This window comes from Pseudomonas sp. GW821-FHT09E12, assembly GCF_059416085.1.
Window position 1 is genome coordinate 652074 of the sequence record NZ_JBWKOM010000003.1, and the last position, 24628, is coordinate 676701.

The 24628-nt window shown below is 64.9% G+C and carries 23 protein-coding genes; 16 read left to right on the forward strand and 7 right to left on the reverse strand.

Annotated features, from left to right (window positions below; genetic code table 11):
* Nucleotides 1-10: 10 nt before the first annotated feature.
* Both AC07PQ_RS11550 and AC07PQ_RS11555 read right to left on the reverse strand, forming a co-directional pair.
* Nucleotides 11-1177, reverse strand: coding sequence for an MFS transporter (locus AC07PQ_RS11550; RefSeq protein ID WP_007926564.1), 1167 nt, complete (start codon nucleotides 1175-1177; stop codon nucleotides 11-13).
* A gap of 13 nt (nucleotides 1178-1190) precedes the next feature.
* On the reverse strand, nucleotides 1191-1505 hold the full coding sequence (locus AC07PQ_RS11555) for an ArsR/SmtB family transcription factor (protein WP_007926562.1): 315 nt from the start codon (nucleotides 1503-1505) through the stop codon (nucleotides 1191-1193).
* Nucleotides 1506-1658: 153 nt separating this feature from the next.
* Here AC07PQ_RS11555 and AC07PQ_RS11560 point away from each other — a divergent pair, with 153 nt between their 5' ends.
* Nucleotides 1659-2240, forward strand: coding sequence for an acyl carrier protein phosphodiesterase (locus tag AC07PQ_RS11560; protein ID WP_007926560.1), 582 nt, complete (start codon nucleotides 1659-1661; stop codon nucleotides 2238-2240).
* Nucleotides 2241-2267: 27 nt separating this feature from the next.
* Here AC07PQ_RS11560 and AC07PQ_RS11565 read toward each other — a convergent pair whose 3' ends face one another.
* Nucleotides 2268-3062, reverse strand: a complete 795-nt coding sequence (locus AC07PQ_RS11565) for a lysophospholipid acyltransferase family protein (RefSeq protein ID WP_007926558.1) — start codon at nucleotides 3060-3062, stop codon at nucleotides 2268-2270.
* The gene (gene olsB / locus AC07PQ_RS11570) at nucleotides 3062-3817 is read right to left on the reverse strand and encodes an L-ornithine N(alpha)-acyltransferase (RefSeq protein WP_007926556.1); all 756 of its coding nucleotides are present in this window, start codon (nucleotides 3815-3817) and stop codon (nucleotides 3062-3064) included. The genes AC07PQ_RS11565 and olsB overlap by 1 nt, the downstream gene beginning before the upstream one ends.
* Before the next feature lie 140 nt (nucleotides 3818-3957).
* On the opposite strand from olsB, the gene AC07PQ_RS11575 reads away from it, so the two are divergent.
* The 9 genes from AC07PQ_RS11575 to AC07PQ_RS11615 all read left to right on the forward strand — a co-directional run bounded on the left by AC07PQ_RS11575 (nucleotide 3958) and on the right by AC07PQ_RS11615 (nucleotide 13476).
* On the forward strand, nucleotides 3958-4833 hold the full coding sequence (locus AC07PQ_RS11575) for an acyl-CoA dehydrogenase middle domain-containing protein (RefSeq protein ID WP_493185520.1): 876 nt from the start codon (nucleotides 3958-3960) through the stop codon (nucleotides 4831-4833).
* 165 nt (nucleotides 4834-4998) lie between these two features.
* Nucleotides 4999-6096, forward strand: a complete 1098-nt coding sequence (locus AC07PQ_RS11580) for a serine hydrolase domain-containing protein (protein ID WP_493185521.1) — start codon at nucleotides 4999-5001, stop codon at nucleotides 6094-6096.
* Nucleotides 6093-6422 (forward strand): amidase, encoded by a 330-nt coding sequence (locus tag AC07PQ_RS11585; protein WP_493185522.1) that lies wholly within the window; start codon nucleotides 6093-6095, stop codon nucleotides 6420-6422. Before AC07PQ_RS11580 ends, AC07PQ_RS11585 begins: the two co-directional genes overlap by 4 nt.
* A 213-nt stretch (nucleotides 6423-6635) precedes the next feature.
* Nucleotides 6636-7811, forward strand: a complete 1176-nt coding sequence (locus AC07PQ_RS11590; RefSeq protein WP_493185523.1) for a M20 aminoacylase family protein — start codon at nucleotides 6636-6638, stop codon at nucleotides 7809-7811.
* Nucleotides 7812-7919: 108 nt separating this feature from the next.
* Nucleotides 7920-9230 carry a citrate-proton symporter gene (locus AC07PQ_RS11595; protein WP_277588041.1) on the forward strand — a complete coding sequence of 437 codons (1311 nt, stop codon included), beginning with the start codon at nucleotides 7920-7922 and terminating at the stop codon, nucleotides 9228-9230.
* Nucleotides 9230-10687, forward strand: a complete 1458-nt coding sequence (locus AC07PQ_RS11600) for an amidase (RefSeq protein ID WP_493185524.1) — start codon at nucleotides 9230-9232, stop codon at nucleotides 10685-10687. The genes AC07PQ_RS11595 and AC07PQ_RS11600 overlap by 1 nt, the downstream gene beginning before the upstream one ends.
* Nucleotides 10688-10773: 86 nt before the next feature.
* Nucleotides 10774-11541, forward strand: coding sequence for an IclR family transcriptional regulator (locus AC07PQ_RS11605; protein ID WP_007927441.1), 768 nt, complete (start codon nucleotides 10774-10776; stop codon nucleotides 11539-11541).
* A gap of 185 nt (nucleotides 11542-11726) precedes the next feature.
* Entirely contained in the window at nucleotides 11727-12317 is a 591-nt protein-coding gene (locus AC07PQ_RS11610; protein ID WP_053259889.1) for a YceI family protein, read from the forward strand.
* Nucleotide 12318: 1 nt separating this feature from the next.
* Nucleotides 12319-13476, forward strand: a complete 1158-nt coding sequence (locus tag AC07PQ_RS11615; RefSeq protein WP_053259890.1) for a phospholipase D-like domain-containing protein — start codon at nucleotides 12319-12321, stop codon at nucleotides 13474-13476.
* Between the two features lie 139 nt (nucleotides 13477-13615).
* Here AC07PQ_RS11615 and bglX read toward each other — a convergent pair whose 3' ends face one another.
* Complete coding sequence (gene bglX / locus AC07PQ_RS11620; protein ID WP_493185525.1) at nucleotides 13616-15937, reverse strand: beta-glucosidase BglX; 2322 nt, start codon at nucleotides 15935-15937, stop codon at nucleotides 13616-13618.
* Nucleotides 15938-16191: 254 nt separating this feature from the next.
* Here bglX and AC07PQ_RS11625 point away from each other — a divergent pair, with 254 nt between their 5' ends.
* The 6 genes from AC07PQ_RS11625 to AC07PQ_RS11650 all read left to right on the forward strand — a co-directional run bounded on the left by AC07PQ_RS11625 (nucleotide 16192) and on the right by AC07PQ_RS11650 (nucleotide 20858).
* Complete coding sequence (locus tag AC07PQ_RS11625) at nucleotides 16192-16800, forward strand: LemA family protein (protein WP_063428781.1); 609 nt, start codon at nucleotides 16192-16194, stop codon at nucleotides 16798-16800.
* Between the two features lie 73 nt (nucleotides 16801-16873).
* Nucleotides 16874-17638 carry a TPM domain-containing protein gene (locus AC07PQ_RS11630; protein WP_493185526.1) on the forward strand — a complete coding sequence of 255 codons (765 nt, stop codon included), beginning with the start codon at nucleotides 16874-16876 and terminating at the stop codon, nucleotides 17636-17638.
* Nucleotides 17639-17667: 29 nt separating this feature from the next.
* Nucleotides 17668-18285, forward strand: a complete 618-nt coding sequence (locus AC07PQ_RS11635) for a TPM domain-containing protein (RefSeq protein WP_007927435.1) — start codon at nucleotides 17668-17670, stop codon at nucleotides 18283-18285.
* A gap of 237 nt (nucleotides 18286-18522) precedes the next feature.
* Nucleotides 18523-19740 carry a class I SAM-dependent methyltransferase gene (locus tag AC07PQ_RS11640; protein WP_493185527.1) on the forward strand — a complete coding sequence of 406 codons (1218 nt, stop codon included), beginning with the start codon at nucleotides 18523-18525 and terminating at the stop codon, nucleotides 19738-19740.
* 154 nt (nucleotides 19741-19894) lie between these two features.
* Nucleotides 19895-20476 carry a DJ-1/PfpI family protein gene (locus AC07PQ_RS11645; protein WP_007927432.1) on the forward strand — a complete coding sequence of 194 codons (582 nt, stop codon included), beginning with the start codon at nucleotides 19895-19897 and terminating at the stop codon, nucleotides 20474-20476.
* Nucleotides 20477-20552: 76 nt separating this feature from the next.
* Entirely contained in the window at nucleotides 20553-20858 is a 306-nt protein-coding gene (locus tag AC07PQ_RS11650; RefSeq protein WP_009042529.1) for a ribbon-helix-helix domain-containing protein, read from the forward strand.
* Between the two features lie 185 nt (nucleotides 20859-21043).
* On the opposite strand, the gene AC07PQ_RS11655 is transcribed toward AC07PQ_RS11650, so the two are convergent.
* Both AC07PQ_RS11655 and AC07PQ_RS11660 read right to left on the reverse strand, forming a co-directional pair.
* Nucleotides 21044-21397 (reverse strand): DUF6124 family protein, encoded by a 354-nt coding sequence (locus AC07PQ_RS11655; RefSeq protein ID WP_007927423.1) that lies wholly within the window; start codon nucleotides 21395-21397, stop codon nucleotides 21044-21046.
* 540 nt (nucleotides 21398-21937) lie between these two features.
* Complete coding sequence (locus tag AC07PQ_RS11660) at nucleotides 21938-24511, reverse strand: TonB-dependent receptor (protein WP_493185528.1); 2574 nt, start codon at nucleotides 24509-24511, stop codon at nucleotides 21938-21940.
* Nucleotides 24512-24628: the final 117 nt, after the last annotated feature.

Here is a 24628-nt window from a genome sequence, read left to right on the forward strand (position 1 = left end):
GATGAACGTATCAGTTGGTGGCAGGAGCCAGTTCGGCATTGCCGCCCTGGCGAAAGGTAATCAGCGTCACCAGCAGGGCCAGGACCGCCAGCGCGGCGGCCGCCAGCGGCACGTTGACCAGGCCGTAGCCGTGGGCGATGACGCTGCCGCCGACCCAGGCGCCCAGGGCGTTGCCGATGTTGAAGGCGCCGATGTTCAGCGTGGACACCAGGTTCGGCGCGGCCTTGCCGAAGGTCACCACGTTGACCTGCAGGGCGGGCACCGCGGCGAAGCAGGCGGTGGCCCAGAGGAACAGGGTGACTTCGGTGGGAATCAGCGCGACGCTGGTCCAGGTCAGCACGGAACTGGTCACGGCCATGGCGATCAGCACGCCGACCAGGGTTCCCGACAGGCTCTTGTCGGCCATCTTGCCGCCGATGATGTTGCCCAGGGTCAGGCCCAGGCCGATCAGCACCAGGGTCCAGGTCACGCCCTGGGGCGAGACGCCGGTCACCTCGCCCAGCAACGGGGCGACATAGGTGAACAGGGTGAACACCGAGGCGGAGAACAGCGCGGTCATGCTCAGCGACAGCCAGATCCCGGCGCCCTTGAGGGCGATCAGTTCCGAACGCATGTCGAGCTTCTCTTCGTCGCGCTTGGCGGGCAGGAAGCGGATCAGGCCGATCAGGGCAATCACGCCGATCACGGTCACCGCCCAGAAGGTCGAACGCCAGCCGGCCTGCTGGCCCAGGGCGGTGCCCAGCGGTACGCCGAGCACGTTGGCCAGGGTCAGGCCGGTGAACATCAGGGCCACGGCGGAGGCACGCTTGTTGGCGGGCACCAGGCCTGCCGCGACCACCGAACCGATACCAAAGAAGGCGCCATGGCACAGGGCGGTGACCACACGGGCGAACATCAGCACGTCGTAGTCACTGGCCAGCGCACACAGCAGGTTGCCGACGATGAAAATCCCCATCAACGCCACCAGGGCGGCCTTGCGTGGCAGCCTGGCGGTGGCCAGGGCCATGAACGGCGCGCCGATCGCCACGCCCAGGGCGTAGCCGGTCACCAGCCAGCCGGCGCCGGGGATCGATACACCCAGGTCGTTCGCCACATCGGGCAGCAGGCCCATGATGACGAACTCAGTGGTGCCGATGGCGAAGGCGCTCAAGGCCAGGATGAGGAGCGAGAGGGGCATTGTCGGGTCCTTGTCAGTCTTTGATGCGAAGTTCTGCGGTCAGCTTCTCGAGGAAGGCCTGGATCACATCTTCGTTGCGTTTGAAAAAGTGCCACTGGCCGGCTTTCTGGCTGCTGATCAGGCCGGCCCGCTGCAAGGTCGCCAGGTGCGCGGAGACGGTCGACTGCGACAGGCCGCAGCGTTGGTCGATCTGTCCGGCGCAGATGCCGTACTCGTGGTTGTGGGTCTGATCGGGGAACTGGACCTTCGGGTCCTTGAGCCAGATAAGGATGTCTCGTCGTACTGGGTGCGCCAGGGCTTTTATTATTTCGTCGAGGTCGATGGACATGGCGGTGCTCGTTTTCCGTAAAACGTTATATCGCGATGAGGCGAACTTTAAATCGCTATTTCGCGATATACCAATATGATTTTGATCTGAGATCAGCGTTAATCGGTATATCGGGTTATAACGATATGTGAGGCGCGGTGCTAAGCTGCGCGAATGAATTATCTCGCACATCTGCATCTCGGCGGCCAGCGCCCCGGTCAATTACTCGGCAGTTTGTATGGCGACTTTGTCAAAGGGCGCCTGCAGGGCCAGTTCGACCCGGAAATCGAGGCGGCGATCCAGCTGCATCGCAGCATCGATATCTTTACCGACCGCCATCCGTTGGTGGGCGAGTCGCTGTCGCGTTTTTCCCTGACCCGCCGGCGTTATGCCGGCATCGTGCTGGACGTGTTTTTCGACCACTGCCTGGCCCGGGACTGGGCGCTTTATGCCGACCGGCCGTTGGAGTTGTTCACTTCGGATGTGTACCGGGTGCTGGCGGCCGAACCCCGGTTGCCTGGGCGTCTGGCGCAGATCGCACCGCATATGGCCGCCCATGACTGGCTGGGTTCCTACCGCGAGTTCGAGGTGCTGGAGCAGGTGTTGCGGGGGATTGCCCGGCGCCTGTCACGCCCGGAAGAACTGGCGGCGGCGATGGGCGAGCTGGAGCGGCTGTATCAGCCGTTGAGCGAAGACTTCCGGGCGTTCTACCCGCAGTTGCAGGCATTCGCCGCGCAACATATGCAGCCGCGGTAGGAGCCGGCAAGGCCGGCTCCTCCAGGCTCAGGCGGCGATCAGGTCGCCGGCACGCCGTGGCTCGGCTGGCTGGGCGATGTCGCCAAACAGAACCTTCTGCACCGCCTGTTGCGCCTGGAACGCCAGCGCGGCGCGCTCCTGGCCCTGACAGGCAATCGGCTTGAGCAGATGGATTTCCACCCGGCCCTGATCGTTGGCGAACAAACGCATCAAGTGCGACAGCAAGTCGTCGTCGCCGATGAACGGCGCCAGCGGATCGATATCGCCATCGCGCAGGTAACGAATGGCCACCGGCTGCAACGCCACGTCGGCGTCGATGGCGCTGGCCAGCAGGCGACCGTGGAACGTACGCAAGCTGCGGCCGTCGGTGGTGGTGCCTTCTGGGAACATCAGCAGCGGGTGGGTTTGCTGCAGATGGCGGGTCATCTGCTTGCGGATCAACTGGCTGTCGCCCGAACCGCGGCGGATAAACAGGCTGCCCGCCTTGGCGGCCAGCCAGCCGGCGACCGGCCAGGTGCGCACTTCGGCCTTGGACAGGAACGACAGCGGTGTCAGTGCGCCGAGCAACGGGATATCGGTCCAGGACACGTGATTGCTGACCCACAGCATCGGCTGCTTCGGCACCTCGCCGTGCACCGTCACGCCGAAGGGCAGGGCATTGCTCAGGCGCGCCATGAAAAAGCGCGACCAGCGCTGGCGCCGGACCATGGAATGGGCGACGCCCAGGCGCTCGAACACGCCGAACACACTGGCCATGCTCAGGCCCAGCGCCACCACCAGCAGCACCCGGGCGATGCGCCCGTAGACCCGTAGCCGGCGCATCACACGGCCGCCTTGAAGTGACGGGCGTAGCGCGGGCACAGCTCATCGCGCTTGAGCAGGATGAACACGTCGGCCACCTGGAAATCCTGGTCCCAGCACGGCTCGCCGCAGATCTTCGCGCCCAGGCGCATGTAGGCCTTGAGCAGCGGCGGCATCTCGGCGATGACGTTGGACGGGATATCGAGGTTCGGCAGCGGGTTCTTCGGTTCGGCGCGCAGGTGCTCGGTGCACAGGTAGCGCTCGCGCAGGCGCTGCATGATCGCATGGGCCTGCACGCCGCCGTCCTGCATCGGGATGCTGGCGCAGCCCATCAGGTAGCTGTAGCCGCCCTGGTTGAGCACTTCGGCCAGCTCGCCCCAGAGCACGGCGATGGTGCCGCCGTTGCGGTAGGCCGGGTCGACGCAGGTCCGGCCGATCTCGAGGATCGGGCCCTTGAGCTGGACCAGGCCGTGCAGGCTGAATTCTTCTTCGCTGTAGAAACGCCCCAGGCTGCTGGCGGCCTGGTGGTCGAGCAGGCGGGTGGTGGCGACCAGGCGGCCGCTGTTCAAGTCACGTACGCCGATGTGGCTGCAGTGGACATCATAGTCATCCATGTCCAGACCCAGTTCCGCGCCTTTCAGTTTGGCGTTGAACTCGCCGCTGAAGACGTTGAAGCGCAGGGCCTGGGCTTCTTGCAGGGCCGCGGCGCCAACCAGGCGCTCGGCTTGCAGGCGGCGTTCATTGCCGGTGTCGCTGATGCGGGCGATCTGAGTCATTGTGAATCTCCGTGCGGGCCACTGACCCGCCTTGGGTTGCAGCCGATCGACTTTGTTGTGCAAAGTCAGGCTATGTAGCCCCGGTGTCATCGCCATGAAGCTTTGGTGATGCTTATATGACAGCCCCTGAGGACCCGCTTATGCCCTGGCAAGCCCTGCTGCACAGCCGTCGCCGACTGCCCGCCCACCCGGACCTGGCCGAAGGTTATGCCGCGTTGTTACAGGAACTGGGACCGGTGACGCCCTTCGAACTGGCGGTGCGCGGCGGTCGGCTGATGGCCACCCCGGGGTTGGCCTTCCTGGTGGGCTACCAGGCGGCCTTGCGCATGCTCTGGCCCAGCGCGCCGCTGAGCCTGGGTGCGCTGTGCGCCACCGAGCAGCGCAGCCTGCGCCCGGCCGACATGCAGACCCGCCTGCGGGACCTGCACCTGAACGGGCGCAAGGATTTTGTCACCGCCGGCGATGCCGCCGACTGGCTGCTGATCGCCGCCCGCTGCGAAGCGCCAGGCGAGTCGCCGCGCCTGAACCTGGCGGTGGTCCATGCCGGCGAGCCCGGGGTCAAGGTCGACAAGCTGCCGGCGATCCCGCTGATGCCGGACATCAGCCACGGCCGCCTGCAACTGGATAACGCCCTGTGCGAGCTGCTGGCGGGCGACGGTTGGGATGCCTACGTCAAACCCTTCCGCACCCTGGAAGACATCTATGTACTCAGCGCCATGACCGCCTGGCTGTATGGCGTCGGCCAGGACAACGACTGGCCGCAGACCCTGCTCCTGCAATTGCTGGCCTTGCTTGCCGGTTGCGCGGAAGTCAGCCGGCAGAACCCGTCGCTGGGCAGCGGGCATGTGTTGCTGGGAGGCCTGTTCGCCCAGTTCGACGGGCTCAAGCCGGCCCTTGAGCAGGCCTTTGCCGATGGCCCGCCGCAGTGGGCCGAATTGTGGAAGCGCGATCGGGCGGTGCTGGACCTGGCGGCGGGGGCGCGGAGCAAACGCCTGGCCAAGGCTCTGGCTCTATAAGGAGGGGCCGCTGCGCGGCCCATCGCGAGCAAGCTCCTACATAAGCAGCGTCGCTTTTCTGTAGGAGCGAGCTTGCTCGCGATAGGTTTGCAGGACCATCGGCCGGACAAAAACTGTCATCTCCCTGGTCTACCCTCAGCAGGTTGCCCAGTCCGAGTTCCCGCCATGCTCAAAGGCTCGACCCTGCTGCTTGCGTTGCTGTTGATGCTCCCACCCGCCTGGGCCGAGAACTGGCCCGGCGCGCAATGGAGCAAGGGGCCCGCAGCCAGCGGCCCGGCCCTTGAGGCATTGGAGGCTTATGCCTTCGCGCCCCGGAACGAGGCGACCCGCCTGGGCATCCGCAGCGACGCCTTGCTGGTGATCCGCGACGGCCAGTTGATCTATGAGCGTTACGCCGGCCCGACCAACGCCGACACCCCGCACCTGACCTGGTCCATCAGCAAGAGCCTGTTGGCCGCGGTGCTGGGCGTGGCCTATGGCGAAGGGCGTTTCCAGTTGCAGGACAAGGCCGTCCGCTTTCTTCCGGCGTTGCGCCAGCACCCGGATATCCGCATGGCCGACCTGCTGCACTGGGCCTCGGGCCTGGACTGGCAGGAGGATTACGAGTACGCGCCCCTCAAGTCCTCGGTGGTGGCCATGCTCTACACCCGCGGCCACGGCGATATGGCGAGCTTTACCGCCGAGCACCCGGCCTTCAGCCCGCCAGGGCAGGTGTTTCGCTATTCCAGCGGCGACAGCAACCTGCTGTCGGCGGCCCTGAAAGGCATGCTGGGCGCCCAGCGTTATGCCGATTACCCGTGGCAGGCGCTGTTCGAGCCCCTGGGCATTACCCACGCCGTGTGGGAAAGCGACGCCACCGGCACCTTCGTCGGTTCCTCCTATGCCTACCTCACTGCCCGCGACCTGGCGCGGGTCGGTTTGTTGATGCTGCGCGATGGGCGTTGGGGCGAGCGCCAGTTGCTGCCCAGGGACTGGGTCGAGTTCAATCGCACGCCGTTCGCCGGTTATCAGGCCAATCAGGACGAGCTGGTGCCAGGCGGCCATTGGTGGCTCAACCGCGCCGTTGGCGGAGCTCCGCCGCCCTGGCCGGATGCGCCGGCCGATACCTTCACGGCACTGGGGCATTGGGGGCAGGCGTTGTACGTGATCCCCAGCGCCGGGCTGGTGATCGTGCGTTATGCCGACGACCGCGACGGCAGCTATAGCCACAACACATTGCTCAAGCTGGCGCTGGCGGCCTTCGCCCGGCAGGTGCAGCCATGAGCCGGCGCCCGTGGGTCCTGCGCCATCCTTTTGGCAGCTTGCTGTTGCTGGCGCTGTTGGCCTTGCTCGGCTGGGGCTGGAGTGAGCGGGTCGCCCTGCGGGCCTTCCCGGACATCCTCAGCGCCTACAGCGCCAAGGAGTACTGCTCCTGCCGGTACGTGATGCATAACGCCGCCGAGTACTGCGAAGGTTATGTGCAGCAGTACTTGCCACTGAAAAGCCTGCAGGACGATGCCGAGCACAAGCGGGTCAGCGCCAGCGGCCTGGGGCGCAGCCACAGCGCGGTCTGGCTGGGCGAACGCCAGGGCTGTCGACTGGAACCCTGAACGGCGCCGCGCAACGATCGGTAATCCTTTCCCGGGGCTTCCAGCCCCATGCTTATTGGCTCCCCGCACAAGGTTCCACCCTGTGGAACCACATTTGATTGTCGCGGGCGACGGCTCGCGGTTATCTGAGGGTACGCCGCGATCACGCCTTGCCGCACCGTGAGACGCTCCGAAAAAAAGAACGGGATTACACCCGGCCCGAGGAGATACGTCATGACCCGTTTCCCGCATATCTTTGCCTGGCTCGACGACGTCGCCAGCGACCTGCGCGCCGTGCGCCAGGACATCCACGCCCATCCCGAACTCGGTTTCGAGGAGAACCGCACCTCGGCGCTGGTCGCCCGCTCCCTGGAGGAGTGGGGTTACGAAGTGCATAGCGGTATCGGCAAGACCGGCGTGGTCGCTGTGCTGCGCAATGGCAACAGCCCGCGCAGGCTTGGCCTGCGCGCCGACATGGACGCCTTGCCGATCATCGAGAACAGCGGCGTGGCCTACAGCAGCCGCCACAGCGGTTGCATGCATGCCTGCGGGCACGACGGCCACACCGCCATGCTCCTCGGCGCGGCGCGTTACCTGGCGGCCACGCGCCAGTTCGACGGCACCCTGACCCTGATTTTCCAGCCGGCCGAAGAAGGCCAGGGCGGCGCCGAAGCGATGCTCGCCGACGGCCTGCTGGAGCGTTTCCCCTGCGACGCGCTGTTCGGCATGCACAACATGCCGGGGCTGCCGGCCGGCCACCTGGGGTTTCGCCAAGGGCCGATGATGGCCTCCCAGGACCTGCTCACCGTGACCCTTGAAGGCGTGGGCGGGCATGGTTCGATGCCGCACCTGACGGTCGACCCGCTGGTGGCGGCGGCCAGTGTGGTGATGGCCTTGCAAACCGTGGTGGCGCGCAACATCGATGCCCAGGAGGCGGCGGTGGTGACGGTCGGTGCGCTGCAGGCCGGCGAGGCGGCCAACGTCATCCCGCAACAGGCGCTGCTGCGCCTGAGCCTGCGGGCGCTGAACGCGCCGGTGCGCGAGCAGATGCTCGAACGGGTCAAGGCGATCATCCACACCCAGGCCCAGAGCTTTGGCTGCTCGGCCAGCATCGAACACCGCCCGGCCTATCCGGTGCTGGTCAACAGCCCGGAGCAGACCGAATTCGCCCGTCAGGTCGGGGTGGCGCTGCTGGGCGAGCAGGCGGTCGACGGCAACACGCGCAAGCTGATGGGCAGTGAAGACTTCGCCTGGATGCTGCAACGCTGTCCCGGCAGCTACCTGTTCATCGGCAACGGCCTGTCCCGGCCGATGGTTCACAACCCCGGCTACGACTTCAACGACGACATCCTGCTGACCGGCGCCGCCTATTGGGCCGCGCTGGCCGAGAGCTGGCTCGAGCTGGCCTGAGTTTTCCCTTTCTTCTGCCGCTGAATCGGGCGCCGTGGCGCCCGGCACTTCCCATAAGGGCCCGACTCGTTACCCGAGAGGCCCGACAAGAATAGAAGGACAGCGCTCATGCACACCTCGAATTCCAGTGTTTCGCGTACCCGGCAAGTGGTCGCCGCGGTGATCGGCAACGCCCTGGAGTGGTACGACTTCATCGTCTACGGCTTTCTGGCCAGCATCATCGCCCGGCAGTTTTTTCCCTCCGACGACGAATACGCCTCGCTGCTGATGGCCCTGGCCACCTTCGGCGTGGGCTTTTTCATGCGCCCGGTGGGCGGCGTCCTGCTGGGTATGTATTCCGACCGCAAAGGCCGCAAGGCCGCCATGCAACTGATCATCCGCTTGATGACAGTCTCCATCGCCCTGATCGCCTTTGCCCCCAACTACGCGGCCATCGGCATGGGCGCGCCGCTGATGATCGTGGTCGCGCGGATGCTGCAGGGCTTCGCCACCGGCGGCGAATACGCCAGCGCCACGGCCTTCCTGGTGGAAAGCGCGCCGGCGCACCGCAAGGGCCTGTATGGCTCCTGGCAATTGGTCGGGCAATGCCTGGCGGTGTTCTCCGGGGCGGCGATGGTGGCGTTGGTCACCCATCTGTTCTCGCCCGAGGACCTCGATCTGTGGGGCTGGCGCCTGCCGTTCGTCATCGGCTTGCTGATCGGCCCGGTGGGCCTGTGGATCCGCAAGTACATGGAAGAGCCGGAAGCCTTCGTCGAGGCCCGCAGGCAGGTGCGCGGCAACGGCCCGGGCCTGATGCAGGTGCTGCGCGAGCACCGGCGCAGCATCCTGGTGTCCATGGGCCTGGCCTGCGGGGCGACGGTGTCGTTCTACGTGGTGCTGGTGAACATGCCGACCTTCGCCCACAAGAACCTCGGCTTACCGCTGGACCAGGTGTTGCTGGTGCAGATGTTCGCGGTGGCGCTGATGACAGTGGTGATTCCATTGTCCGGCGCGCTGTCGGACCGGCTGGGGCGGCGCCCGGTGTTGCTGGCCTTCACCCTGGCGTTTTTCGTCATGGTGTACCCGCTGTATGTCTGGGTCGCCGCGGCGCCCTCGATCGAGCGGCTGCTGGTGATGCAGGTGCTGCTGTGCAGCGCCATCGGCGGCTTCTTCGGCCCGGCGCCGACGGCACTGGCCGAACAGTTCCCGGTGCAGGTGCGCTCCACCGGGGTGTCGGTGGCCTACAACGTGGCAGTCATGGTCTTTGGCGGTTTCGCTCCGCTGATCGTGACCTGGCTCAGCAAGGTACTGGGCACCCCGGTGGCCCCGGCGTTTTATGTCTTGTTTGCCTGCGTGTTGACGCTGCTGGGCACTTATTGCCTGCATGAGGCACCCAAAGAGAAGAAACCGAGCACACTGAATTTCGGGGTGAAGCCTTGATGGATATCGCAATACAAGACCTTGGACCCATTGTCGAGCTGGGCGCCGTCGAGCTGTCCCGGGCGATCCACGCCCGCAGGTTTTCCTGCCGCGAAGTGATGTCGGCCTACCTGGACCGGATCGAGCGCTGCAACCCCCGGGTCAATGCCCTGGTGTCGTTGCGTGAGCGCCAGGTACTGCTGGCCGAGGCCGAGGCGCGCGACCGCCAGCTGGACCGGGGCCAGTCCCTGGGCTGGATGCACGGCATGCCCCAGGCGATCAAGGACCTGGCGGCCACCGCCGGGCTGCGCACGACCCTGGGCTCGCCGCTGTTCGCCGAACAGATCCCGGCCCATGATGCCATCTGCGTGGAGCGGGTCCGGGCCAGCGGGGCGATCATCGTCGGCAAGAGCAACGTGCCGGAGTTCGGCCTGGGCTCGCAGACCTACAACAAGGTGTTCGGCACCACCGGCAATGCCTACGACCCGACGTTGAATGCCGGCGGCAGCAGTGGCGGGGCGGCGGTGGCCCTGGCGCTGCGCATGCTGCCGGTGGCCGATGGCAGCGACATGATGGGCTCGTTGCGCAACCCGGCGGCCTTCAACAATGTCTTCGGCCTGCGCCCGTCCCAGGGCCGGGTGCCCCACGGCCCGGCGCCGGAGCTGTTCGTCCAGCAACTGGCCACCGAGGGCCCGATGGGCCGCAGCGTGGCCGATATCGCATGCTTGCTCGCCACCCAGGCCGGGTACGACTCGCGGGTGCCCTTGTCGCTCAAGGACGACCCGGCGATCTTCAACGAGCCCTTGCAGCGGGACTTTCGTGGCACGCGCCTGGGCTGGCTGGGGGACTACGACGGCTATCTGGCCATGGACGATGGCGTGTTGGCGCTGTGCGAGTCGGCGCTGGGGGATTTTCGCCAACTGGGCTGCGAGGTCGAGGCCTGCCAGCCGGCGTTTTCCATGGCGGCGCTGTGGCAGTGCTGGCTGGTGCACCGGCATTGGCTGGTCCAGGGCAACCTGGGGCCGCTGTATGCCGACCCGCAGAAGCGTCAGTTGCTCAAACCCGAGGCGCAGTGGGAAGTCGAGGGCGGGCTGCGCCTGAGCGCGGCGGATGTCTACCAGGCCTCGCAGATTCGCAGCGACTGGTACCGGGCCCTGGAGCGATTGTTCGAACGTTACGATTTCCTGCTGTTGCCCAGCGCCCAGGTGTTCCCTTTCGATGCAGGGGTGCCTTGGCCGCGCCTTGTCGGAGGGCGGGAAATGGATACTTACCATCGCTGGATGGAAGTGGTGATCGGCCCGACCCTGGCCGGCCTGCCGAGCCTCAGCGTGCCGGTCGGCTTCAACCCGGCGGGCTTGCCCATGGGCATGCAGATCATCGGCCCGGCCCAGGCCGACCGGGCGGTGTTGCAGCTCGGTCATGCCCACGAACAACTGACGCAGTGGGTCAGGCGCCGGCCGCCGGGTCATCCGTTGTAACCCTCGAACCGGGGTGTACGGGTTTATCGGGCCCGCATCTTGCTGCGTAAAACGCTCATCCATCCGCTTATCAGGGAGGTCGGCATATGGCCAGCAAGGTAGAAACCGGCAGTGTGCGTTCGGTCGAACGGGCGTTGGCGATCGTCGAACTGCTGGGCCAGCACCAGGCCCTGGGCCTGGAGGAGCTGCATTACCTGACGGCGCTGCCCAAGGCCACGGTGTCGCGCATGCTCCTGACGTTGCAGGAGCAGGGCTGGATCTATCGCGGCCTGAGCGACCGGCGCTACCGGCTGTGCGCCAGGCGGCTGTTCGGCGACCAGCAGCAACGCTTCAAGCGGCAGTTGGTGGAGCGTGCCGCGCCCTGGTTGCAGGCCTTGAGCGAGCGCACCGGGCTGGTGGTCGACCTGTCGTGTTTCGACGGCGAGCGCCTGGAGGTCATGGAAAGTTCGATCCCGGCGGTGCTGCGCAAGCGTTATCCGCATAACTGCCAGATCGTCGGCCACTATTCGAGCCTGTTCCATTCGGCGATGGGCAAGGCGTGCCTGGCCGAGCTGGATCACGAGCAGGTCCAGCGCCTGGCCGTCCGCGAGCGGGTGCCCCAGGAGGACCAGTACCGCGCCTGCGAGCAATCCCAGCATCAGGGTTTTGGCCAGCGCACCGAAGGTTATTGGGAGTACCCGGTGCGGCTGCCGTTCCTGATCCGCGCCGTGGCCTTGCCGATTCGTGACCAGGGCCGGCTGGTGGGCAGCATGGCCCTGCACTGGCCGATGGACCAGGCGCCGGTGGAGCGGGTGCTGAGTTTGCACCTGGACAGCCTCGCGGCGACTGTCCACGATGTCGAGCGCAGCCTGTAGCCGCTGCCGCAGGCTGCGATCGGCCGGCACGGCCGTGACATTCTCGCGGGCGCGGGAGGTCCTGCGGACCTTTCGCAGCCTGCGCCAGCGGCTACGGAATTCACCGTTCGGGGCTGGTCGCTGTTTGCAAGCGCGCGCGGGCCGGTTAAGGTTCGGCTCAGATTTCTCGACCCCATGAGTCTTCCATGTTCAACGCTTCTTTCCCCAAGGCCCTGGGCGCTTTGCTGCTGGCCTGCGCGGCCTGGCCGGCCCAGGCCAACTGGTACCTGGACAACGAGTCCTCGCGCCTGTCGTTCGTCACCACCAAAAACGCCAATGTTTCCGAAGTCCATCGTTTCCTGGTCCTGCACGGCAAGGTCGACGCCAAGGGCATGGCGCAGCTGGAAGTCGAGCTGGACTCGATCAACAGCGGGATTCCGCTGCGCGACGAGCGCATGCGCAAGGAGCTGTTCGAAATCGAGCGGCATCCGGATGCCCTGATCAACGCACAGATCAACCTGCGCCCGATCAACGACCTGGCGCCCGGCGCGCAGATCGAGCTGCGTCTGCCGGTCAACGTCACCCTGCACGGCAAACAGCACGAATACAGCGCCGAGCTTTTGGCCACGCGCCTGGACGATCGGCGCTTCCAGGTGGTGACCCTGGAGCCGCTGGTGCTCAACGCCGCCGATTTCGACCTGGTGCCGGGGCTCGAAACCCTGCGCAAGGCGGCCGGCCTGTCGGCGATCAGTCTATCTGTGCCGGTGGGTGCGGTGCTGATCTTCACGGCGCGCTGATATGGCGGGCGCGGTCTTTCCCTGGCGTGAAGGCAATCGCTTCGAGTTGCTGATCGACGGTCCGAGTTTTTTCCCGCGGATGCTGGTGGCGATCGCCCGGGCACGTGAGCAGGTGGAACTGGAGCTGTACCTGGTGGAGGCGGGCGCCTGCGCCGAGGCCATGGTCCAGGCCCTGACCCAGGCCGCCGAGCGCGGGGTGCGGGTGCGTTGCCTGTTCGACGACTACGGCAGCCTGGCCTTCACCCTGGGTCTGCGCCAGCGCCTGACGGGCGCCGGGGTCGAACTGCGCTTCTACAATCGCCTGAGCTGGCGTCGCGGGGTGCGCAACCTGTATCGCGACCACCGCAAACTGTTGCTGGTGGATCAGGAACTGGCGGTGGTCGGCGGCACTGGGGTGACCGATGAATTCTGGAACCCGCTGCAAGACAGCTGCGACTGGCATGAAGTCATGGTGGAGATCAGCGGCCCGCTGGTGCTCGACTGGCAGATGCTGTTCGACCGGCAGTGGATCGCCAACCGCTATCGCACCGCCTGGAAGCCGGCGTCGAACTTCGGTCTGCCACGCCTGCCGCGCGTGCCGGCCCAGGGCGAGGGCATGGGCCGGGTGGCCTATGCCGACGCCCGGCAACATCGGGATATTCTGCAATCGCTGGTGCGCGCGCTGAACAGCGGGCAACGGCGAATCTGGCTGGCGACCCCGTATTTCCTGCCGACCTGGAAGGTCCGCCGCTCCCTGCGCCGCGCCGCCGGGCGCGGGGTGGACGTGCGCCTGCTGCTGACCGGGCCGCGCACCGATCACCCGTCGGTGCGTTATGCCGGGCATCGTTATTACCCGCGCCTGCTGCGGGCCGGGGTGAAGATTTTCGAATACCAGCCGCGTTTCCTGCACCTGAAGATGGTGCTGATCGACGATTGGGTGAGCATCGGCTCGTGCAACTTCGATCACTGGAACCTGCGCTTCAACCTCGAGGCCAACCTCGAAGCCCTCGACCTGCCGCTCACCGATGCGGTGGTTGCAAGCTTTCTCGCCGACTTCGACCAGAGCCAGGAGGTCAGCCTCGAAGCCTGGAAGAACCGCCCGCTGTGGCGGCGGGTCAAGCAGCGGATCTGGGGCTGGGTGGACCGGCTGGTGGTCAACCTGCTCAATCGCCGCGACTGAACCCGGCCCGGCCCAGCTTTGGCTTCTGTAGGAGCCAAGCTTGCTGGCGATCCAGGCAACGCGGTGTATCAGGAGAATCGCTATCGCGGGCAAGCCTCGCTCCTACATGGGGGGGCAGGAGCGAGGCCGAGGGGGAGGGTTACAGCAGTTCGAAGCTCTGTTGCTTGACGTCCCGGGAGTCCAGGCCGATCTCGACCTTGAACTCGCCCGGTTCCGCGGCGTACTTGAGCTGGGCGTTGTAGAACTTCAGGTCGTCTTCGCTGATGCTGAAGTGGATCACCTTCTGTTCGCCGGCCTTGAGCTGCACTTTCTGGAAGTTTTTCAGTTCCTTGATCGGGCGGATCATGGAGCCGGCGACATCCTGGATATACAGCTGCACCACGGTTTCACCGTCGCGCTTGCCGGTGTTTTTCAGGGTCACGCTGGCGTCGAGCTTGCCGCTCTTGTTCAACGTGGTCGACGACAGGGCCATGTCCGACAGGCTGAAGGTGGTGTAGCTCAGGCCATAACCGAACGGAAACAGGGGACCGGTGGTGTCGTCGAAATACTGCGAGGTGTAGTTGCCTGGTTTGCCCGGGGTGAACGGCCGGCCAATGGTCAGGTGGTTGTAGTAGGTCGGGATCTGCCCCACCGAACGCGGGAAGGTGATCGGCAGCTTGCCGGACGGGTTGTAGTCGCCGAACAGCACGTCGGCGATGGCGTTGCCGCCTTCGGTGCCGCTGAACCAGGTTTCCAGGATCGCGTCGGCCTGTTCGTTCTCATCGAGCAGCGCCAGCGGCCGGCCGTTCATCAATACCAGCACCAGCGGTTTGCCGGTGGCCTTGAGAGCCTTGATCAGCTCGCGTTGGCTGGCCGGGATGTACAGGTCGGTACGGCTGGAGGATTCGTGGGACATGCCCCGCGATTCGCCCACCGCCGCCACCACCACGTCAGCCTGCTGCGCGGCCTTCACCGCTTCGTCGATCAACTGTTGGGCCGGGCGCGGGTCGTCCACCACTTCCGGGGCATCGAAGTTGAGGAAGTTCAGGTAGTCGACCACCGCCTTGTCGGCGGTGATGTTCGAGCCACGGGCGTAGATCAGTTGTGCCTGGTCGCCCAGGGCGCGGCTCATGCCGTCGAACAGGGTGACCGATTGCGCCGGCACGCCGGCGGCGGCCCAACTGCCCATCATGTCGATCGGCGCCTTGGCCAGCGGACCGACCAGGGCGATCTTGCCGGCCTTTTTCAGCGGCAGGGTTTCATTGGCGTTCTTCAGCAGCACCAGGCTGCGGCGCGCCACATCGCGGGCATCGCTGCGGTGCAGGCGGCTTTCGGCGTTGGTGTCGGCCGGGTCCTGCTCGGCCTTGCCGATACGCAGGTACGGGTTGGCGAACAGGCCCATGTCGTACTTGGCGGCCAGCACTTCGCGCACGGCGTTGTCCAGGTCGCGCTGGCTGACGTCGCCGGACTTGATCAGCCCCGGCAGTTCCTTGGCGTACAGCGAGTCGTTCATGCTCATGTCGATGCCGGCCTTGATCGCCAGCTTGGCGGCTTCGCGGCCGTCCTTGGCGACGCCGTGGCGCATCAGTTCGACGATGGCGCCGTGGTCGCTCACCGCCAGGCCCTTGAAGCCCCACTCCTTGCGCAGCAGGTCGTTCATCAGCCAGGTGTTGGAGGTGGCCGGCACGCCATTGATCGAGTTCAGCGCCACCATCACCCCGCCGGCACCGGCGTCGATCGCGGCGCGGTAGGGCGGCAGGTAGTCCTGGTACATCTTCACCGGGCTCATGTCGACGACGTTGTAGTCGCGACCGCCTTCCACCGCGCCGTACAGGGCGAAGTGCTTGACGCTGGCCATGATGCTGTCGGCGTTCTTCGGGCTGTCGCCCTGGTAGGCCTTGACCATGACCTTGGCGATGCGCGAGACCAGGTAGGTGTCTTCGCCGAAGCCTTCGGAGGTGCGGCCCCAGCGTGGGTCGCGGGAGATGTCGACCATTGGCGCGAAGGTGATGTCCAGGCTGTCGGCGCTGGCTTCCTGGGCGGCGATGCGCCCGGAGCGGCCGATGGCATCCATGTCCCAGCTCGACGCCAGGGCCAGGGGGATCGGGAAGATCGTGCGGTGGCCGTGGATCACGTCATAGGCGAAGAACATCGGGATCTTCAGCCGGCTGCGCATGGCCGCGTCCTGCATCGGCCGGTTTTCCGGGCGGGAGATGGAGTTGAAGGTGCCGCCGATGCGCCCGGCGGCGATTTCCTTGCGGATCAGCTCGCGGGGCATTTCCGGACCGATGCTGATCAGGCGCAACTGGCCGATCTTTTCATCCAGGGTCATCTGCTTGAGCAGGTTGTCGATGAAAGCGTCCTTGTTCTGCAGGACCGCGTCCGAAAAGGGTTTTTCCTGGGCCGATACCGGCGTGGTGGCGGCGAGGGCAGGGTGACTGGCCAGGCTGATCAGCAAACCCAGCAAACACAGCTTCTTCATGAATATTGTTCTCTAGGGCCTAAAACAGACGCGATCAGTACGCGTCGAGCGGCCGAAAATTGGGAGAGCGGCTAATAAAGGAACGACTATTGTTGTTCGGATAAATGCAGCACACTTCTGAACTCTTTTTCGCGCTGGGCATCTTTTAGCCGATTGGCCCGATGCAATCCAGTGGTGGCGGCAGATTATGCCCGATGCACTCGATTCAAAGGGTTACAGGTTCCATCCCCTAGGTTGCAAGGAGCGTCACCACCATGAACGTACGACAGAGCCTTCGCTCAAGCTGGCCCGTGATGGCATTGCTGCTGCTCAGCAGCCTGCTCAGCGGCTGCGGGATCAACAACATCCCGACCCTCGACGAACAGGCCAAGGCGGCCTGGGGTCAGGTCCAGAACCAGTACCAGCGTCGCGCCGACCTGATCCCCAACCTGGTGGAAACGGTCAAGGGCTACGCCAAGCACGAACAGGAGACCCTGACCGCGGTGATCGAGGCGCGGGCCAAGGCGACGTCGATCCAAGTCGATGCCAGCACCCTGGACAACCCGGAAAAACTCAAGCAGTTCCAGCAGGCCCAGGACCAGCTGACCGGCGCCTTGAGCCGTTTGATGGTGGTGTCCGAGCGGTATCCGGACCTCAAGGCCAACCAGAACTTCCTGGCCCTGCAGTCGCAGCTCGAAGGCACCGAGAACCGCATCGCCGTGGCGCGTCGCGATTTCATCCTCGCGGTGCAGAAGTACAACACCGAGATCCGTACCTTCCCCGGCCGCCTGTGGCACAGCGTGATGTACAGCAACCTGCCGGTGCGCGAGACCTTCGAGGCCACCAGCCCCGACGCCGACAAAGCCCCAGAAGTGAAGTTCTGATCAGCCGCGGCTACCCGCGGATCGCGTGAGCGGCCGCGGGATCCGCCCCGGCGTTACCACGGATGAGGTTCCAATGCGCGTGTTGAGAGTGGGTGTGGTGCTGTTGCTCTGGGTGTTTGCGATAACGGCCCAGGCCGAGCTGAAGTTCCCGGCGCTGAGTGGGCGGGTGGTGGACAACGCCCAGATGATCGAGCCGGCGGTGCGCCAGCAACTGACCCAGGAGCTGGCCTCCCACGAACAGTCCACCGGCGAGCAGGTGGTGGTCGTGACCCTGCCGGACCTGCAAGGCACCAGCATCGAGGACTTCGGCTATCAGCTGGGGCGCTACTGGGGCATCGGCCAGAAGGACAAGAACAACGGCGCCTTGTTGATCGTCGCCCGCGATGATCGCAAGCTGCGCATCGAAGTCGGTTACGGCCTGGAAGATCGCCTGACCGACGCGCAAAGTTCGGTGATCATCAACCAGGTCATCACCCCGGCCTTCAAGGCCGGCCATTTCAGCAAGGGCATCAGCGATGGCGTATCGGCCATGTTGCTGGTGCTGGGCGGCAATCCGCTGGACGAGCCGAGCGCTGCCTATGACGGTGGCGGCGAGCGCGGCAGTGAGTTTTTCGAGCGGCATCCCGGCGTCCTGGTGTTCCTGGTGCTGTTGTTTATCGTGACGATCTTCGTCTGCCAACTGCTCGGCATCCTGCCCAGCGGTGGCGGCGGGCGTGGCGGTTCCGGAGGCTTCGGCGGGGGCGGTTTGGGTGGCGGAGGCTTTGGCGGCGGAGGCGGTGGGGGCTTCAGCGGCGGCGGTGGTAGTTTTGGCGGCGGCGGATCGTCAGGCGGCTGGTGACTAACAATAATCGATGAGTATGGGAAGACATGGCACTACTGAGTGAGTACGAACAACGGCAGGTCGCCGAGGCGATCGCCCGGGTCGAACAGCAGACCGATGCCGAACTGGTCACCGTGCTGGCCGCCCGCGCCGACGACTACGCCTATATCCCGTTGCTCTGGGCCAGCCTGCTGGCGCTGATCGTGCCGGGCGTGGTGCATTACGCCACCGGCTGGATGAGCATGCACCTGTTGCTGCTGGTGCAATGGGTGACCTTTATCGTGCTCTGCCTAGTGTTTCGCATCCCGCGGATCACCACCCGCCTGATTCCGCGCTCGGTACGCCACTGGCGCGCCTCGAACCTGGCCCGCCGCCAGTTTCTCGAACAGAACCTGCACCACACCGTCGGCAGCACCGGGATGCTGATCTTCGTCTGCGAAGCCGAGCGCTATGTGGAAATCCTGGTGGACGAGGGCATTTCCAGGCGCCTCGACGACAAGACCTGGGACGCCATCGTCCAGGCTTTCACCCAGCAGGTGAAGCAGGGGCAGACCCTGCAAGGCTTCATCAACTGCATCGAGGCCTGCGGCGAACTGCTCAAGGTGCATGTGCCGGTGACCCATGTGCGCAACGAACTGCCCAACCGCCTGGTGGTCCTGGCCTGATTTCCCCCGTCCCTGTAGCCGCTGCCGCAGGCTGCGATCGGCCGCAAGGCCGTGGCGTTCTGAAGATCGCTGGAGGTCCTGCGGACCTTGCGCAGCCTTCGGCAGCGGCTACAGGAGGCCCCATCGCCTGGAATTCTGCGCCGTCGGGTAAATAACTCCGTGCCCCGGCGGGCCATCCCCCCTAAAATACCCGCCATTCCCCGATTCACACCCCGCATCGCCCGAGGCACCTTTTACATGTCTGCAACCGCAACCCCCGCCAGCCTCGCGCCGGATCATCACGCCCAGTTTCTCGAATTGCTGGAAACCAGCCTGGCGCAGAACGCCTTTATCAAACTGGTGCTGGCCAAGCATGTGGGGGCCGAGGCGGATTTGCAGCGGCTGATCATCAAGCAACTGACGGTCAAGGAGCAGCCGTGCCTGTCCCTCGTCTACCGCTACAAGACCCGCGACATCACCAAGAACTTCCCCCTCGATGAAGGCGTGGCGCTGATCGCCGGGCTGCTGCCGGCGTCGTTCAAGAACGCGCACCTGCTGTCGCTCACCGATGAGGTGCAGCTCGAATACAGCAAGAAGGGCAAAAGCTCGCTGTTCAAGGGCAAGGCCCAGCAGCAGCGCGAAGTGCCGTCCGCCGAGCACAACCGCGAGAAGAACCGCTACCTGGAGCTGAGCCGGCCCTTCCTCACCGACCTGGGGGTGACCAACAAGCAGCACGAACTGATCCCGGCGATGTCGCGCAAGTGGAAGCAGATCAACAAGTTCATCGAGGTTTTCAGCCATGCGCTGAGTTCGTCGCCGATCGATCTGCAACAGCCGGTGCGGGTGGCGGACTTCGGCTCCGGCAAGGGCTACCTGACCTTCGCCATCCACGACTACCTGTGCAACACCTTGCAGGCGCAAGGGCAGGTGACCGGCGTGGAGCTGCGCGAAGACATGGTGACCCTGTGCAACGCCGCGGCGGCGCGCCTCGACCATCAGGGCCTGGAGTTCAAGTGTGGCGACGTGCGCAGCGTGGCGCCGAGCGAGCTGGATGTGATGATCGCCCTGCATGCCTGCGATATCGCCACCGACTACGCGATCCACACCGGCATTCGTTCCGGCGCGGCGATCATCATGTGCTCGCCGTGCTGCCACAAGCAGATCCGCCCGCAGATGCAGAGCCCGGCGCTGCTCAAGCCGATGCTGCAATACGGCCTGCACCTGGGCCAGCAGGCGGAGATGGTCACCGACAGCCTGCGCGCGCTGTTCCTCGAAGCCTGCGGCTACGAGACCAAGGTCTTCGAGTTCATCTCCCTGGAACACACCAACAAAAACAAGATGATCCTCGCGGTCAAACGCGCCGAGCCCCAGGACCCGACCCAGCTGCTGGCGAAGATCGGCGAGCTCAAGGCGTTCTACCACATCAGCGAGCACTGCCTGGAAACCCTGCTGCGGGCCGACGGCTACCTGGGCTGAGGGTTGCCTGCTGCCGTAGGAGCGAGGCTTGCCCACGAAAAACGATGACGCAATGCCCGGCAGCATTACTGGCGTAGTACCGGGTTATTACCCGGCCCCGCGGATAGGGACTACCTTGAATACTCCTGTTTTCCCTTGAAGAGGAGTCATCTCCATGGCCGCGAAAAAAATCCTCATGCTGGTCGGCGATTACGTCGAGGACTACGAAGTGATGGTGCCGTTCCAGGCGCTGCTGATGGTCGGCCACACCGTGCATGCGGTGTGCCCGGACAAAAAGGCCGGGCAGACCGTGCGCACCGCGATCCACGACTTCGAAGGCGACCAGACCTATAGCGAAAAACCGGGCCATCAGTTCGCCCTGAATTTTGACTTCGCCAAGGTCGAGGCCGCCGATTACGACGCGCTGCTGATCCCCGGCGGTCGTGCCCCGGAATACCTGCGGTTGAACGAAAAAGTCCTGCAACTGGTGCAAGCCTTCGACCAGGCCGGCAAGCCGATCGCCGCCGTCTGCCACGGCGCCCAGCTGCTGGCCGCGGCGGGCATTCTCGAAGGCCGCGAGTGCAGTGCCTACCCGGCCTGTGCCCCGGAAGTGCGCCTGGCCGGCGGTACCTACATCGATATCCCCGTGACGGACAGCCACGTCCAAGGCAATCTGGCGACGGCCCCGGCCTGGCCGGCGCACCCCAGTTGGCTGGCCGGTTTCCTCGGCCTGCTGGGCACCCAAATCACCCTGTAAACGGATGGCTTGCCGGCGCTGCTTTTCTGTCAGGAAGCAGCGCCATCATCCTACCTTCAACCGAGGAGCGCCCAGCATGTGCGAGCTCTACGTCAAAGCCGACCCGATCCTCTACGAGTCCCGTTCGCGCTCGCTGCGCATCTGCGGGGTGGTCACCACCCTGCGCCTGGAAAACCAGTTCTGGGACATCCTCAGCGAAATCGCCGAGGTCGATGGCATGACCACCAACCAGCTGATCGCCAAGCTCTACGAAGAGGTGATGGACTACCGCGGCGAAGTGGTGAATTTCGCCTCGTTCCTGCGGGTCAGCTGCACCCGCTACCTGAGCCAGCGCCGCAGCGCCACGCCGGAACTCAGCGTGGTGCGCAGCGCCACCAAATAACCCCGCACCCTGCACCCTGCACCCTGTAGCCGCTGCCGAGCCTGCGAGGCTGCGATCGCCCGCGTAGCGGGCGCCAAGCCAGGCAACGCCACGTATCAGACATACCGCGTTGTCAGGTTTTACGGGGCTGTGCCCCGATCGCAGCCTCGCTGGGGCTCGGCAGCGGCTACAGGATTCGTTTCATATCAAGAGGTCGGGCGGGTGCCATCGAGCAGGGCATCCACCACTGCCCGAGCCATTTCCACCGAATGCACCATGGACCAGATCAGCCCGCGTTCGATGCCGCTGGCGCGTTCGGTGATTTCATCGGACACCTCCTCGGCGCATTTGAGCAGCAGGGACACGTGCATCAGCGCGTCTTCGGCATTGACGCCGGGCTGCACGGCGAACAGGGGATGGCCCTGGCCATCGCGCAGGCCAAAGGGGCGGCGGCGCGTGCCTTGCAAGGTGGCGATCAGGCTGGCGTTGGCGCGATCCAGTTCCGGGTCGCGCAGTTTACGAGGGGATTGCAGGGGTGGATCGGGGACGAGCTTTTTCATGAGGTGATTTCTCCAGTCGTTCAAGGAACCGCCGGATCTCACTTCCACATGAGAGGTGGCAGCCGTACGTGGGTGTGGAAGACCGGACTGAAGAACCGGCGCACCCGAGGGTGCCCCACGTACAGCCGCCATAAAACGAGCTCACCAGGACCGAAAATCACTGGTGTTCGTATTGAGCGAATTGCACGTTCTTCAGATCCGGACTTCCACATCCGGGCCGCTGTTTTTGCAGCGGCCCAGGCAGACTGCCTGATCGGTTTGAGGGGTACAAGGCGCTCAAAGGCGTTGGGGATTTTCTAGGAAATACCTTACAAAACAAAGCGAAACTTCTTCTCCGTCCAGCACCTCTCCCTGACCAATACCTGTAGCCGCTGCCGAGCCTGCGAGGCTGCGATAGGTCCGCAGGACCTCAGACGGTCGCGAGATCGCCGCGCCCCTTCGGGTCGATCGCAGCCTCGCAGGCTCGGCAGCGGCTACAGGGGTTACAGCGATTGCAGGGATTACAGCGGTTACAGCGGTTATAGGGGCAGCGCACCCGGTTCAGAAGAACCGGGTCACGCTGATCTTGGCGTTACGCCCAAGGCTGGAGGCGTTTTCGCCGCTCAGGGGCGGGCGGTAATCGCGGTTGAACATGTTGTCCAGGGTGAAGTTGACTTCCGTGCCCTTGAGGTACGGCTGCTGCGGTTTCCAGTTGGCGAACAGGCCCTGCACGTTGTAGCGGTCGTTCTCGTACTGGTCCCAGTAGGAGTCGCCCAAGGCGCTGGCCGGGCCGCTCGGGTAGACGTCGCTCGGCACGCGGTCGGTCTGGCGTACCCACTGGCCCTGCCAACCCACCTGTGCATCCCACTGCGGGATTTTCACCCCCAGGGTGGCGACCCACTTGCGCGGCGGAATGTCCCGCGCCCAGACATTCGGCCCCCAGGGATTGGTGTAGGCGCCTTCATGCTTGCCGGTGATCCAGGAGTAGGACAGCGAGCCGAACAGGTAGGTCGAATCGTAGAAGCTCTCGACCTCGAAGCCCTTGATGGTCAGGTCGCCGATATTGCGGTAGACCCCGATCGTCGGCTGGTTGCACACCTGGCCGATGTTCTTGCCGCTGCTCAGTTGCTCGGGGCAGCCGATCCCCAGGTTCTTCATGATTTCGTCCTTGATCTCATTGCGGAACACGGTGGTGCGGATCTGCACGCTATCGGCATCGCTGAACACATTGGCGAAGCTGGTGATGTTACCGGCGCGCAACGCGGTGATGCGCTCCGGGTCGAGGTCGCGGCTGGTGGCCGAGCGGGTGGTGCCCGGCGCCTGGACTTCGTACTGCTCGTCGATCACTGGCGCGCGCCAGGTCTTGCTGTAGTCGGCGAACAGGGCGAATTGCGGGGTGACCGTCCAGAACGCCGACAGCCGTGGCGACCAGCCAGTGTAGGTCTTGTCGCCATAATCGTGGCCGACCACCGGGTTGGGGCTGTTATAGATCGGCGCGTCGTTTTTCTGCCCACGGTTGCGCACATGGTCGTAGCGCAGGGACGGGGTCAGGGTGAAGTCGCCCAGGGTGATCGCGTCCTGGATATAGAAGGCGTTGTTGTCGACCTTGCCATGGGGCATGAAGCCCGGCTGGTAATGCCCGTTGTTGTACTTGGGCACCTCATAGGTCTTGCCCGGCATCCACATGTCCACCTCGCGGGTGTGCTTGCGGATCTGGATGCCATGGGTCAGGGCATGTTCCAGCGGGCCGGTGTTGAAGCGGCTGGTGTTTTTCAGCGAGAGGATCCTGTCCTCGTAACCCACGGTGATCTTGCGTCCACCGGAGGCGGGCTGGGTGTAGGCGTTCGGGCCGCGCTCGTCGGTCTGGTCGGTCTTGGAATCGGAGTACTTGGCCTCGAAGTCGATCCACGGGTTGTCCAGCGGCGTGTACTGGTACTTGGCCTGCCAGGTGGTGTCGACGGTATTGCGCTGGGCCAGGAAGCGCCGGGTGGCGCCGTCGTAGCCGTATTTGTCGATATCGCTCTGGGTCGGTGGCGTCGGGTAGCTCTTGGCCGAGAAGGGCGCCCAGATGTCGCTGTTGGAACGCATGTAGCTCAAGCCCAGACGATGTTCGTCGGTCAGTTGCATGTTCAGCTTGAACAGCTCGCCGTCCAGGTCCTGGGCGGTGTTGGGCAGGCGCTTGGGGTTGATCGGGTAGGCGTTGCGCGGGTCCGGCTGGGCGCTGGCCAGCTTCATGTCGTCGCCGTCGCGTTTGGTCCAGTAGGCCAGGGCATCGAAACGCCGGTCCTCGGTACGTCCGTACACCGCGCCGGTGTAGGCCTGCTCATGGCTGTTGCTGCTGTAGCCGTACTTGAGCATGGCGCCGCTGTCGCGGCCTTCCTGCAGCAGGTCGGGGGCGTCCTTGGTCTCCATGTGCACGGTGCCGCCGAAACCGCCGTTGCCGGTCTCGGGCGAGTGCGGGCCCTTTTCCACTTCGATGCGCTTGATCAGTTCCGGCTCGATGAAGATCGAACCCTGCTGGTAGCGTTCGAAGCCGCTCTTGGTCGCGCCGTCGACGCTCATCGGCACGTCTTCGGCGTCGCCCAGGCCCCAGATGTTGATGGTCTGGCCGCCGGGCTTGAGCGAGCCGCCGAGGCTGACGCCGGGCAGGGTGGCGATCAGGCTGGGAATGTTGGTGGCCTGGTGGCGATCGATCTCGGCCTGGTTCAGGGTCGAGCGGCCGACCGTGGCGGAGTCCACTTCCAGGCCGCTGCCGATGACGCTCATGGCCCCCAGTTGCAGCGCCGAACTGCGGGTGCTGCTGTTTTCCGCGGGGCGCACCACGTAGGTCTTGTCGACCTTGACCAGGCTGAACTCGCTGCCGCCCAGCAATTGCTGGATCGCCGCCTCGGGGCTGAAATCGCCCTTCAGCGCCGGGGCCTTCACGTTGCGCAGCAACTCTTCGTCGAACAGCAACTGGATCTTCGCCTGCTGCGCCACCTGGCTCAGCGAGGCCGCCAGCGGTTGGGCGGGCAGGGCAAAGTTGAACGATTCGACTTGAACCTGGGCCTGGGCCTGCAGGCTGAACGCCAGGCAGGTGGCGAGCAGGGTCGGACGCGAACAGATGAGCTGCAAGTGATAAGGCGCGCGAAACATGAAATCCCCCGGAGCGGCGACAAAGGCCAGAAAAGGTGTGCGTAAACAACGCAGACCGGAGGAAGACGCGTCAGCAAAATAAAACCTCATATGCGAATGCAAAATATTCGCATATGG